This is a genomic window from Bradyrhizobium sp. IC3123 (assembly GCF_020193625.1).
Classification (GTDB): domain Bacteria; phylum Pseudomonadota; class Alphaproteobacteria; order Rhizobiales; family Xanthobacteraceae; genus Bradyrhizobium; species Bradyrhizobium yuanmingense.
Map to the genome: position 1 here is coordinate 212829 of NZ_JADYVF010000005.1, position 12070 is coordinate 224898.

Consider the following 12070-nt stretch of genomic DNA (forward strand, 5'->3'; position numbering starts at 1 on the left):
CACGATTTGTAAGATCACAAATGGCGCTTTCCAACGACGATATCCAAGCTTGTGCGAGGCGTCTGCACCAGGCGGAGAAGACCCGCACGCAGATCCGGCAGCTCTCGCAGGACTTCCCGGACATCAGCATCGCGGAGGCCTACGCGATTCAGAAGGCCTGGGTCGACGTCAAGATCGCCGAGGGGCGCGTGGTCAAAGGCCACAAGATCGGCCTGACCTCGAAGGCGATGCAGAGCGCGCTTGGCATCGACGAGCCGGATTCCGGCGTGCTGCTCGACGACATGTTCTTCGCCGATGGCGGATTGGTGCCGACCGAGCACTTCATCGCGACGCGCGTCGAGGCCGAGCTCGCCTTCGTCATGAGCAAGCGCCTTTCTGGGCCCGACTGCACGCTATTCGACGTGCTCAACGCCACCGACTTCGTGGTGCCGGCGCTGGAGATTTTGGATACACGGATCGAGCGCGTCGATCCCAAGACCAAGGCGACGCGAAAGATCTTCGACACCATCGCCGACAATGCGGCGAATGCCGGCATCGTGCTCGGGGGGCGGCCGATCCGCCCGCTGGATGCTGACCTGCGCTGGATCGGAGCGCTGTGCTTCAAGAACGGCCAGCTGGAAGAGACCGGCCTTGCCGCCGGCGTGCTCAACCATCCCGCGACTGCCGTCGCCTGGCTCGCCAACAAGATCGCCCCGCTTGGGCTGGCGCTCGAGCCGGGCCAGGTCGTGCTCGCCGGCTCGTTCATCCGTCCGATCGAGACCCGCAAGGGCGACACAATCCAGGCCGATTATGGCGCCTATGGCTCGGTCAGCTGCTACTTCGCCTGACGACAGGGAGTGAAACCGCGATGCCGCATTTCACCATCGAATATTCGGCCAATCTCGACGGCCGCCTCGACATCGCCGCGGTGTGCGAGGTCGTGCGCAAGGCAGCTAGCGAGACCGGTATCTTCCCGCTCGGCGGCATCCGCGTTCGTGCCATCCGCTGCGAGCACTATGCGATTGCGGACGCAAAGCAGGATTACGGCTTTCTCGACATGGTGCTGCGCATCGGCGAGGGCCGCGACCTGCCTACCCGCCAGAAGGCCGGCGAGCACGTCTTCCAGGCGCTCTCAAGACATCTCGATCCCGTCTTCGCCGCCAGCAAGTTCGCCCTGTCGTTCGACATGCAGATCAACGACAAGGACACCAGCTGGAAGCGCAACAACATTCACGACGCCCTGAAAGCGGAGGCCGCTCATGGATAAGCCCACGCCGAAAGCCGATCTGTTCCAGGCCAACCGTGACCGCCTCGCGCCGCTTTTGAAGACTCTGCGCGCGGACGGCATCGGTCACATGATCGACGGAAAGACCGTCGCCTCGATCTCCGGCGAGACGTTCGAGACCAGGTCGCCGGTCGATGGTGCCGTGCTCGCCAGTGTCGCGCGGGGCAAGGCCGAGGATATCGACGCGGCGGCGACTGCGGCTGCGCTCGCCTTCAAGTCCTGGCGCGACATGGGTCCGGCCATGCGGAAGAAGCTGCTGCATCGGGTGGCCGACGCCATCGAGGACAACGCCGACGACATCGCCGTGCTCGAATGCATCGACACCGGCCAGGCCTATCGCTTCATGGCCAAGGCCGCGATCCGCGCCGCCGAGAATTTCCGCTTCTTCGCCGACAAATGCGCTGAGGCGCGCGACGGCCTCAACACGCCGAGCGATGAGCATTGGAACGTCTCCACGCGGGTGCCGATCGGCCCGGTCGGCGTGATCACGCCATGGAATACGCCATTCATGCTCTCGACCTGGAAAATCGCCCCGGCGCTTGCGGCCGGCTGCACGGTCGTGCACAAGCCGGCCGAATGGTCGCCGGTGACGGCCTCCATTCTCGCCAGGCTCGTCAAGGAAGCCGGCGTCCCCGACGGCGTGCTCAACACCGTGCACGGTTTCGGCGAGGAAGCGGGCAAGGCGCTGACCGAGCATCCCGCCATCAAGGCAATCGGCTTCGTCGGCGAGAGCGCGACCGGCTCGGCCATCATGATGCAGGGCGCGCCCACGCTGAAACGCGTGCATTTCGAACTCGGCGGCAAGAATCCGGTGATCGTGTTCGACGATGCCGATCTCGACCGCGCGCTCGATGCCGTCGTGTTCATGATCTACTCGCTCAACGGCGAGCGCTGCACCTCTTCCAGCCGCCTGCTGATCCAGCAGAGCATCGCGAAAGAATTCGTGGAGAAGCTGACGGCGCGGGTGAAGGCGCTCAAGGTCGGCCATCCCCTCGATCCCGCCACCGAGATCGGCCCGCTGATCCACGAGCGGCACTTGGCAAAGGTCTGCTCGTATTTCGACGTGGCGCGCCAGGACGGCGCGACGATCGCGGTCGGCGGCAAGGCCTATGACGGGCCCGGCGGCGGGCATTATGTCGAGCCGACACTGGTGACCGGGGCGCACGGCAAGATGCGGGTGGCGCAGGAGGAGGTGTTCGGGCCGTTCCTCACCGTGCTGCCGTTCCGCGACGAGGCGGACGCGGTCGAGATCGCCAACGACATCCGTTACGGTCTGACCGGCTATGTCTGGACCAATGACATGGGACGCGCGCTGCGCGTTGCCGATGCGCTGGAGGCCGGCATGATCTGGCTGAACTCGGAGAATGTCCGCCACCTGCCGACGCCGTTCGGCGGCATGAAGGCTTCAGGCATCGGGCGCGACGGCGGCGATTATTCGTTCGACTTCTACATGGAAACCAAGCACGTCTCGCTGGCGCGGGGCACGCACAAGATTCAGAAGCTGGGAATTTAGCGGCGGTGTCATTCCGGGGCGGCTCGAAGAGCCGAACCCGGAATCCATCGAGCAGCAGAGTTGGTGGATGAATGGATTCCGGGTTCGTGCTTCGCACGCCCCGGAATGACGAAGCCGAGAGAGGGGAAACGCACATGCCGGTACCGCAACACGTCTTCGAGCCGCCGTTCAACATCATTCGCTCGAGCCACGCCGTGCTCGACGTCACCGATTTGAAGCTGAGCCGCGAGTTCTACGAAAGCATGGTCGGCCTGCATGTCGAGGACGCGGACGACGAGGTCGTGTACCTGCGCGCGGCCGAGGAGCACCAGCATCACTCCCTGGTGCTACGGAAAGCCGCCGCGCCGGCTTGCGCCCGGCTCGGCTTCAAGGTCGGCAACGACAAAGATCTCGACAAGGCCGCCGCGTTCCTGTCCGAGAACGGCCTCGCCTACGCCTTCGTCGACCAGCCGTTCCAGGGCCGCACGCTGCAATTCACCGATCCCTTTGGCTTTAGAATCGAGCTCTACGCGGCGATGGAGCGGCGGCCGCATCTCTTGCGCCGCTACGACCTCTATCGGGGCTGCCACCCGCAGCGGCTCGACCATTTCAACGTCTTCGCCGCCGAAGTGCAGGACACCATGGAATTCTACGCCCGGCTCGGCTTTCGCCTCACCGAATATGCCGAGGAAGACGGGCCGGACGGGCGCATCGCCGCGGCCTGGATGCATCGCAAGGGCAATGTCCACGATTTCGCCATCACCAACGGCAAGGGCCCGCGCCTGCACCACTTCGCCTATTGGACGCCAACGGCGATGAACATCATCCATCTCTGCGACGTCATGGCTTCGCAGGGCTTCGTGAAGAGCATCGAACGCGGGCCCGGACGCCATGGCATCTCGAACGCGTTCTTCCTCTATGTGCGCGATCCCGACGGACACCGCCTCGAGCTCTACACCAGCGATTATTTCACCGGGGACCACGACCACGAGCCGCTGCGCTGGTCGCTGCGCGATCCGCGCCGTCAGACGCTGTGGGGCGCCCCTGCCCCGCGTTCCTGGTTCGAGCAGGGCTCGCCGTTCACGGGGCAGGCCGTGCGCGAGCCGAAATTCGTGGCCGATGTGCTGGTGGCGGATTGATGAAGCTGCCTCGTCTCGCCACCTATTCCGTCAAGGGTGATGTCAGCTATGGCGCCGTCCTGGAGGGCGGCATCGTCAATCTCTCCGCGCGTCACGCCAGAGACTATCCCACGCTGCGCGAGGTGATCGCTGCGGGCAAGCTGATCAGCTTTGCCGAAGAGGCCGCCGGCCGCAAACCGGATCACGCGCTCACTGAGATCACCTGGCTGCCGCCGGTCCCGGCGCCGGAGAAGATCATCTGCATCGGCGTCAACTATCCCGACCGCAATGCCGAGTACAAGGACGGCCAGGAGGCGCCGAAATATCCGAGCATGTTCATGCGCTCGCCCCGCTCCTTCGTCGGCCACGACACGCCGCTGGTGCGCCCGCGCGCCTCCGCGCAGCTCGACTATGAGGGCGAGATCGTGCTGGTGATCGGCAAGCCAGGCCGGCATATCCCCGAAAGCACAGCGCTCGATCACATCGCGGCGCTGACACTGTGCAACGAGGGCTCGGTGCGCGACTGGCTGCGCCACGCCAAGTTCAACGTGACGCAAGGCAAGAACTTCGATTCCAGCGGCAGCCTCGGCCCGTGGCTCGTGCCCTACACGCGGGAATCGCAGGTCGCCGACATCAGGCTCACCACGCATGTCAACGGCGAGCTCAGACAGGATGATCGCACCAGCCGGCTGATGTTTTCGTTCCGCTATCTCCTGAACTATATCTCGACCTTCGCAAGCCTCGTCCCCGGCGATATCATCGTCACGGGCACGCCGACCGGCGCGGGTGCGCGGTTCGATCCGCCGCGATATCTGAAGCCCGGCGACATCGTCGAGGTCGAGGCCGAGGGGATCGGACGCTTGCGCAACGGCGTGATCGACGAAGCCTGAACAACAAGCGAAGTGGAAGAGCCAAATGACCAGCCTCACCGGCGGCGAAGCGATCGTAAGCGGGCTTGTCGCCCACGGCGTCGACACCGTGTTCGGCCTGCCCGGCGCGCAGGTCTACGGCCTGTTCGACGCCTTCCACCAAGCCCAGCTCAAGGTGATCGGCGCGCGGCACGAGCAAGCCTGCGGCTACATGGCATTCGGCTATGCGCGCTCCAGCGGCCGGCCCGGCGTGTTCAGCGTGGTACCCGGCCCGGGCGTGCTCAATGCCAGCGCCGCGCTGCTCACCGCCTTCGGCTGCAACGAGCCGGTGCTGTGCGTCACCGGGCAGGTGCCGACGCAGTTTCTCGGCAAAGGTCGGGGCCATCTGCATGAGATGCCGGACCAGCTCGCGACCTTGCGCACCTATGTGAAATGGGCCGAGCGCATCGAATATCCGGGCAATGCGCCTACGATCGTCGCGCGCGCGTTCCAGGAGATGATGTCGGGACGGCGCGGCCCCGCGTCGGTCGAGATGCCCTGGGACGTCTTCACCCAGCGTGCCGACGCGCCCGTGACGAAGGTGCTGGAGCCGCTGCCGGCGCCGCAGCCTGATCCTGATATGATCAAGCAGGCCGCCGCGCTCATCAGGACCAGCAAGGCGCCGATGATTTTCGTCGGCAGCGGCGCGATCGAAGCGGGTGAGGAGATCCTCGAACTCGCCGAGATGATCGATGCGCCCGTGGTCGCCTTCCGCAGCGGCCGCGGCATCGTCTCCAATGCACACGAGCTCGGGCTCACCATGGCCGCGGCCTACAGGCTGTGGCCGAATACCGATCTCATGATCGGCATCGGCACGCGGCTGGAGCTGCCGACCATGTCGCGCTGGCCGTATCGGCCCGCTGGCCTGAAGAGCATCCGCATCGACATCGATCCGGTCGAGATGCGGCGGTTCTCGTCCGACACTGAGATCGTCGCCGATGCCAAGACCGCGACCCGCGATCTCGCTGCCGCCGTGGGCAAGGCCGGCTACAGCAAGACCTCCGGACGGCGCGGCGCGATCCGCGAAGCAACCGCGGCCGCGCAAGCTGAGATCCAGCGGGTCCAGCCGCAGATGGCCTATCTCAACATCCTGCGCGAGGTACTGCCGGCGAACGCGATCGTCACCGACGAACTATCGCAGGTCGGCTTCGCCTCCTGGTACGGCTTTCCGGTGTACCAGCCGCGCACCTTCATCACCTCGGGCTACCAGGGCACGCTCGGCTCGGGCTTTCCGACCGCGCTCGGCGCCAAGGTCGCCAATCCCGACAAGCCGGTGGTGGCCATCACCGGGGACGGCGGCTTCATGTTCGGCGTGCAGGAGCTCGCCACCGCCGTGCAGTTCAACATCGGTGTGGTGACGCTGGTGTTCAACAACAACGCCTATGGCAATGTCCGCCGCGACCAGCGCCAGCATTTCGATGGCCGCGTGGTGGCGTCCGACCTCATCAATCCGGATTTCGTCAAGCTCGCGGAATCCTTTGGCGTCGCCGCGGCGCGCGTCACCGCGCCGGAGCAGTTCAAGGCGGCGATGGAGAAGGCGCTCGGCCACGGCGGGCCGGTGCTGATTTCAGTCGAGGTGCCCAGGGATTCCGAAGTCAGCCCGTGGGCTTTCATTCACCCGCCGAAGCCTTGAGGCCGGACGCTCCCTGTAGCCGCGCGGCTGCAATCACCAGCAGACCGGCGCCTGCGACCGACCAGCAGGCGACCGGCGCCCAGTGCAGCAGCGGCGCGTATTCCGGCATCTTCTGCAGGCCGCCGGCAACCGCCGCCATCCGCGCGAAGGTGCCGAGGGCGAGCGCGGAGAAGACGAGGCCCGTGACCTTGCCTTCAGCGCCGGTCGAGCCGATCGCGAGCGCAGCCGAGACCGCGCTCATCAGCATGCAACCCCACGCGGCTCCGGCGAGAAATTGCGCGGCGATCAGCATGTTGAGATTGCCGGCGAATTCGGCCGCCGCAATCGCCACCGCACCGAACAAGCCCGCGGCACCCATCACGACGAGGCCGCCACGATGCTTGACGACGAGGCTTGCCGGAAACATCGCGATGTTGAAGCCGATCCAGAACACCGGCATCAGCCATTGCAGGTCGCCGGGAGCTGCAAAGCGCAGATAGAACGGCGCGCTGTTCATGGCAAAGTGCAGCTGGTAGCCGAGTGCGAGCGCGACCATCGCGACGATGAAGGTGATCGGGACGAGACCGAGCGGTGCTGCCGCTTCGTCCGGTGTGGGCGGCACGGTGTCGCGCGCCACGTCGTGCTCGATCCTGGACAGCCCGAGCGCGGTCAGGAGCAGCACCACGCTGGAGATCACGAACGGCAACCGCGCATCGTGCTCGCGCAGCACCACGCCGAGATAGGGCGAGACCGCGCCGGCGACGCCGTAGCCGAGCATGGTCAGCGCGGCGAGGAACGGCACCTGCGGCTTGGCGCGGTACTTGCCGAGCAAGGTCAGCGGCGGCGCCCGCAACGCGGAGGACGTGATCGACCAGACCACGATCAGCGCGATGAACCAGCCCTGCGCCGCCGCACCGGCTCCGGCAACGAACGGCAGCGCGACGAAGGCGCCGCAGGAGACCGCGGCCACGACGGCGACGAACAGGCCGAGCCTGCCGACATGGGGCGCGAGCCTGTCGGCGGCTACTCCCATCGCGGTGTCGGCAATGGTGAAGATCGCCTGATCCAGCATCAGGATCAGGATCACGGCGGACGGCGCGATGCCGACCTCGGCGGCCAGCTTTGGCAGGTAGACGACATAGGTCGTCCAGCCCAGCGTGAACACCAATTGCAAGCCTGCGAGATAAAGCCCCGTGCGGTTCGCCGTGCCCGTGCCGGCCGAGCTCTGTGTGGTGGTCATGTCGCCGCCTCCCCGCCCGAAGCTTAGACGAGCGAAGGCGGCGAGGAAACGCGTCAGCGCGTCCTGCGGAAGGTCAGATTGATCCGCGTCCGGCCGAGCAGCGGATGCTCGCCGTCGGCGAGCGGCGCGACGCCGTGATAGGCGAGCCTGCTGGCCCCGCCCCAGACCACGACGTCGCCATGGACGAGGCGGAAGCGGCGCGGCTTGTCGGCGCGCGCAAGGCCGCCGAACAGGAAGGTCGCAGGCAGGCCGAGCGAGACCGAGACGATCGGCGCGGAATAGTCCAGCTCGTCCTTGTCCTGATGGAGCGACAGCCGCGTGCCCGGCTCGTAACGGTTGACGAGGCAGGCATCGGGGGCAAAGCCTTCAAAGCCGCCCTGCTCCGCGGCGCGGCGGGCGAGATCGCAGAGCAGCGGCGGCATCGCCGGCCATGGCGCACCGGTGCGCGGATCGATGGGGTCGTAGCGATAGCCGGTGTGATCGGTGATCCAGCCGCGCTCGCCGCAATTGGTCATCGCCACCGACATCAGATGGCCGCCCGGCGTCGTCATCCGCCGGAACGGCGACTGCGCCACGATGGCGCGCACGGCGTCGATCAGTCCGCTCTCGATCGGCTTGACGAAGCCGCGCAGCAGCACGGCGCCGTCGGCGATGTTTTCGCGCGACGGTTGGGCTTCGGCGACGCTATCGAACAAATCAGCCGTCAACGGCTCCGCTCATTTGGCATCGTGAAAAATCACACCCAACGTGTGGCGCTGGCCGGACCTGATCCGGCTGACGCCGTGGCGGAGATTAACGCGGTAGGTGCCGCGTGTCCCCTGCACCGGCCGATGATGCACAGCGAAGGCGACCGCATCGCCCTGTGCCAGCGGCACCACCTCGGCGCGGGACTGCATGCGCGGGCGCTGCTCGGTCAGCACGAACTCGCCACCGGTGAAATCGCGTCCGGGCTCGGAGAGCAGGATCGCGACCTGGAGCGGGAACACGTGCTCGCCATAGAGGTCCTGGTGCAGGCAATTGTAATCACCGGCCTCATATTGCAGCAGCAGGGGCGTCGGCCGCGCCTGCCCGGCATCGTGGCAGCGCTTCAGGAACGCCGCGTGTGCGGCGGGATAGCGGATATCGATCCCCATCGCCTCGTTCCAGCGATTGGCGACGGCTTGAAGGTGCGCGTAGAGCGCCGGGCGGAGCTGCGCGATCAGATCGGGCAGCGGATAGGCGAAGTACTTGTACTCGCCGCGGCCGAAGCCGTGGCGGCCCATGACGATGCGGCTGCGGAAGTACGCATCGTCCGGGTAGAGCGCGGCGATGGCGCGGCATTGGTCCGGCGTCAGCAGGTTCTTCAGGACGGCGCAGCCCTGGGTGTCGAGCTCGGCGGTGATCTGCGGCCAGTCGAGGGCGTCGACATGGGCGGCGAGGTTGGGAACGGAGTCTGGTGCGGAAACGCGTTTCGCGATGGCCATAGCAATCATCCCATTCACATCCGTCATTCCGGGGCGCGACGAAGTCGCGAGCCCGGAATCCATAACCACGATCGGGAGTATGGATTCCGGGCTCGCGCCCAAGTGGGCGCGCCCCGAAATGACGAGGTGTGGCAGACGGCGACCGCCACGGCCACCCGATTTCCGTATCTCTCCCGTCATTGCGAGGAGCCCTTGCGACGAAGCAATCCAGACTGGTTCCGCGGAGAGAGATCAGCCCCTCACCGGCAGTTTCGTAGGGTGGGCAAAGGCGCTCTTGCGCCGTGCCCACGTCTTCGCAATACGTGGGCACGCTTCGCTTTGCCCACCCTACAAGGCCGTCGCTTGTGGCGCGAGTTACCCCCGCACCGGCAGCGTCACCACGTCATAGCCGTGCCTGATGGTCCGCTTCAGCACCGGGTCTTCCAGCTCGAAGTCGAAGCGGTCGGCCGGGCGGATGCCGCCCTTGGCGGCGAACGTGCCGCCGAACATGGCGCAGCCGTCTGGGAACTTGCCACCGTCAAAGCCGCGCGCGATGAGGTCGGCGACCGGCAGCATCGCATCCAACGTGCCCTCCTGGTAGAGCACGCGCTCGCCTTTGATGGTGGCGTAGGAGCGCAGGATCATCTTGTCCCAATGGCCGATGACGTCCTCGAGCTCCCACAGCGTCGAGGCGATCGGCTTGTCGCACATCTGCTTGGACACCGTGACGTTGTAGGCCTCGACCTTGCGGTCCGTGTGATCGGAGCCGCAGCCGACGAAGATGCGGCCCTGCCAGCCGATCAGCACGAATTCGACCTCGCCGGAGGAATCGCCACCGGTGCATTCGATGCTGTCTTCCTGGGTCAGCCGCCGCGCCGAGGCGCGGTAGTAGATCGGCGTCGAGGCCGGGCGGGCGATGCCCATCTCCTCCAGCTCGGCGATGTGCTTGTCGCGCGCGACCGCGTCGCGGCCGGTCCAGCCGGCGATGACCAGCTGGTCGATCGCCAGCGTCAGCGGCGTGGTGGTGTCCTGGGCATCGACGGTGAAAGTCAGATCAAACACGAATGACGGCCTCCATGCCGGCAGCAAGCTCGAAGATACGGCGGTCCGAGCCGCCTGCGCCCGCCAGCATCAGGCCGACGGGAACCTCGCCCTCGCGATGACAGGGCAGCGAGATGGCGCAACCGTCGATCAGGTTGATCAGGCTGCAATTGCGCAAGGCGCGGATGTTCTCGCGGGTGAACGCCTGATCGTCGGCGAGGTCGGCGATCTTCGGCGGTGTGTTGGGCGTGGTCGGCAGCACCAGCGCGTCATAGGGCGCGATGCGCGCATTGACGCGCGCGATCAGCGAGCGGCGTTCGTTGAGCAGGTCGATGTAGTCGGCCGCGCTCTGCGCCTCGCCGCGCATGATGCGCACCGCGACCCTGGGATCGTAGACGTCGCCCTTGGCCGTGATCAGATAGCGGTGCCAGGCATAGCTCTCGGACGCCGCGAAACCGCCCTTCGCGTTCATCGGACCGACGTCATGGAACTCCGCCATCTCGATACGCTCGACGATGGCGCCGTGATCGGACAGCGTCTTCAGCGCGCGCTCGAAGGTCTTGGCCACCTCGGCGTCGAGGTCGTCGAGCGCGATCGTGGTGGGCACCGCGAGGCGCATGCCCTGGATCGGCCGCGGCCTCAAGGCGACGATCGGCTCGCCCGCGAGCACGGCATCGAGTATGGCACAGCAGCTGACCGATCGCGCCAGCGGCCCGATGCTGTCGAGCGAGAACGACAGCGGCACCGAGCCGTCGAGCGGCACGCGCCGCTGCGTCGGCTTGTAGCCGACGATGCCGTTGAAGGCGGCCGGAATCCGGCAGGAGCCGCCGGTGTCGGTGCCGAGCGCGCCATGCGCCATGCCGTCGAGCACGGACACCGCTGCGCCGGCGGACGAGCCGCCCGGCACGTGGCCTTCGGACCGGTTCCAGACCCCCTTCGGCGTGCCAAAATGCGGATTGATGCCGATGCCGGAATAGGCGAACTCGGTCATGTTGGTGCGGCCAATCACGACGAAGCCGGCCTTGCGCAGCCGCGCCACCGTCGCGGCATCGTGCTCGGCAGGGGCTGAGTCATCCAGCGCGCGCGAGCCGGCGCGCGTCACCTGGCCCTTGATGTCGAACAGATCCTTGATCGAGACCGGGATACCCGCATAGCGCGACGGCGCCGCCTTGGCCTTGCGCAAGGCATCCATCGCATCGGCGGCGGCGAGCGCGGCGTCCTTGTCGACATGGATGAAGGCGCGCTGGCCCTCGCCCGCGGGGTCGGCGATCCTGGCGAGGCAGGCCTCGACCAATTTGCGGGAGGTGATGCGGCCGCTTTCGAGGCCTTCGGCAAGCTGCGCCAGTGTCGGAAAATCAGGCATGTCTGTCTCACGGAATATTTCGCGCGCAATCTATAGCGCTGGCTCAGCTCGACACAAGCATTGTGCGCATGATGGCATGCATGCGCATTGCTGGACCGTTGACGCGCCATGGTCGATTGTCGCATCAAGTTCGAAACCGGCGGGCGCGAGGCCTGTCTTTGGGAGGAGCCGCCCACATGGCCGAACCGCAGCGCGCGCGACCGAAACCGACGCCGGAGACCCAGCATTTCTGGGACGGCACCAAGGCCGGCGAATTGCGCCTGCAGCGCTGCGATGCCTGCGCCCATGTCTACTTCCCGCCGCGCCCGTTCTGCCCCTCCTGCGCCTCGCGCAAGGTCAGCATCTTCAAGGCCAGCGGCAAGGGCTTTCTCTACAGCTACGTGATCAACCATCGTCCGGCCGCGCCGGGCTTCACGCCGCCTTACGCCATCGCGGTGGTCGAGCTCGACGAGGGCCCGCGGATGATGAGCAACATCATCGACTGCCCGCAGACCCCCGAGGCGCTCGAACTCGACATGAAGCTCGAGGTCGCGTTCCAGGAGCTCGACGACAAGATCACCCTCCCCGTCTTCCGCCCGGCGAAGGGGTAA

The 12070-nt window shown here is 66.3% G+C and carries 12 protein-coding genes; 7 read left to right on the plus strand and 5 right to left on the minus strand.

What is annotated here, in order from left to right; all coding sequences use genetic code 11:
* The first annotated feature begins 20 nt into the window (after positions 1-20).
* The 6 genes from hpaH (at position 21) to I6F20_RS18590 (ending at position 6415) form a co-directional block, all read left to right on the plus strand.
* Positions 21-827, plus strand: a complete 807-nt coding sequence (gene hpaH / locus I6F20_RS18565; protein WP_225127301.1) for a 2-oxo-hept-4-ene-1,7-dioate hydratase — start codon at positions 21-23, stop codon at positions 825-827.
* 20 nt (positions 828-847) lie between these two features.
* Positions 848-1246, plus strand: coding sequence for a 5-carboxymethyl-2-hydroxymuconate Delta-isomerase (locus I6F20_RS18570; protein ID WP_036023039.1), 399 nt, complete (start codon positions 848-850; stop codon positions 1244-1246).
* Positions 1239-2777, plus strand: coding sequence for a 5-carboxymethyl-2-hydroxymuconate semialdehyde dehydrogenase (gene hpaE, locus I6F20_RS18575; protein WP_036023037.1), 1539 nt, complete (start codon positions 1239-1241; stop codon positions 2775-2777). Before I6F20_RS18570 ends, hpaE begins: the two co-directional genes overlap by 8 nt.
* Before the next feature lie 134 nt (positions 2778-2911).
* Positions 2912-3895: a 3,4-dihydroxyphenylacetate 2,3-dioxygenase gene (hpaD, locus tag I6F20_RS18580; RefSeq protein WP_225127302.1), complete on the plus strand. Its 984-nt coding sequence runs from the start codon at positions 2912-2914 to the stop codon at positions 3893-3895.
* Positions 3895-4764: a fumarylacetoacetate hydrolase family protein gene (locus I6F20_RS18585; protein ID WP_225127303.1), complete on the plus strand. Its 870-nt coding sequence runs from the start codon at positions 3895-3897 to the stop codon at positions 4762-4764. Before hpaD ends, I6F20_RS18585 begins: the two co-directional genes overlap by 1 nt.
* 25 nt (positions 4765-4789) lie before the next feature.
* On the plus strand, positions 4790-6415 hold the full coding sequence (locus I6F20_RS18590; RefSeq protein WP_225127304.1) for a thiamine pyrophosphate-dependent enzyme: 1626 nt from the start codon (positions 4790-4792) through the stop codon (positions 6413-6415).
* On the opposite strand, the gene I6F20_RS18595 is transcribed toward I6F20_RS18590, so the two are convergent.
* The 5 genes from I6F20_RS18595 to I6F20_RS18615 form a co-directional block, all read right to left on the minus strand.
* Positions 6393-7634: an MFS transporter gene (locus I6F20_RS18595; protein WP_225127305.1), complete on the minus strand. Its 1242-nt coding sequence runs from the start codon at positions 7632-7634 to the stop codon at positions 6393-6395. The two genes, I6F20_RS18590 and I6F20_RS18595, sit on opposite strands and share 23 nt — an antisense overlap.
* Before the next feature lie 53 nt (positions 7635-7687).
* A complete protein-coding gene (alkB, locus tag I6F20_RS18600) occupies positions 7688-8341 on the minus strand; it encodes a DNA oxidative demethylase AlkB (RefSeq protein ID WP_225127306.1) in 654 nt (217 codons plus the stop codon).
* Between the two features lie 9 nt (positions 8342-8350).
* Positions 8351-9097, minus strand: a complete 747-nt coding sequence (locus I6F20_RS18605; protein WP_225127307.1) for a 2OG-Fe(II) oxygenase — start codon at positions 9095-9097, stop codon at positions 8351-8353.
* Positions 9098-9451: 354 nt separating this feature from the next.
* Complete coding sequence (locus I6F20_RS18610) at positions 9452-10138, minus strand: DUF2848 domain-containing protein (protein WP_225127309.1); 687 nt, start codon at positions 10136-10138, stop codon at positions 9452-9454.
* Positions 10131-11480, minus strand: a complete 1350-nt coding sequence (locus I6F20_RS18615; RefSeq protein ID WP_225127310.1) for an amidase — start codon at positions 11478-11480, stop codon at positions 10131-10133. The genes I6F20_RS18610 and I6F20_RS18615 overlap by 8 nt, the downstream gene beginning before the upstream one ends.
* Positions 11481-11656: 176 nt before the next feature.
* Between I6F20_RS18615 and I6F20_RS18620 the strand changes: the two genes are divergently transcribed.
* Positions 11657-12070, plus strand: a complete 414-nt coding sequence (locus I6F20_RS18620; protein ID WP_027558650.1) for a Zn-ribbon domain-containing OB-fold protein — start codon at positions 11657-11659, stop codon at positions 12068-12070.

What these genes read in the sequence shown, in the direction of transcription:
- I6F20_RS18585 (WP_225127303.1), top strand. Translation starts at nt 3,895, where the DNA reads ATGAAGCTGCCTCGTCTCGCCACCTATTCCGTCAAGGGTGATGTCAGC.
- hpaE (WP_036023037.1), top strand. Translation starts at nt 1,239, where the DNA reads ATGGATAAGCCCACGCCGAAAGCCGATCTGTTCCAGGCCAACCGTGAC.
- I6F20_RS18620 (WP_027558650.1), top strand. Translation starts at nt 11,657, where the DNA reads ATGGCCGAACCGCAGCGCGCGCGACCGAAACCGACGCCGGAGACCCAG.
- I6F20_RS18595 (WP_225127305.1), bottom strand. Translation starts at nt 7,634, where the DNA reads ATGACCACCACACAGAGCTCGGCCGGCACGGGCACGGCGAACCGCACG.
- I6F20_RS18570 (WP_036023039.1), top strand. Translation starts at nt 848, where the DNA reads ATGCCGCATTTCACCATCGAATATTCGGCCAATCTCGACGGCCGCCTC.
- hpaH (WP_225127301.1), top strand. Translation starts at nt 21, where the DNA reads ATGGCGCTTTCCAACGACGATATCCAAGCTTGTGCGAGGCGTCTGCAC.
- I6F20_RS18605 (WP_225127307.1), bottom strand. Translation starts at nt 9,097, where the DNA reads ATGGCCATCGCGAAACGCGTTTCCGCACCAGACTCCGTTCCCAACCTC.
- I6F20_RS18615 (WP_225127310.1), bottom strand. Translation starts at nt 11,480, where the DNA reads ATGCCTGATTTTCCGACACTGGCGCAGCTTGCCGAAGGCCTCGAAAGC.
- I6F20_RS18590 (WP_225127304.1), top strand. Translation starts at nt 4,790, where the DNA reads ATGACCAGCCTCACCGGCGGCGAAGCGATCGTAAGCGGGCTTGTCGCC.
- hpaD (WP_225127302.1), top strand. Translation starts at nt 2,912, where the DNA reads ATGCCGGTACCGCAACACGTCTTCGAGCCGCCGTTCAACATCATTCGC.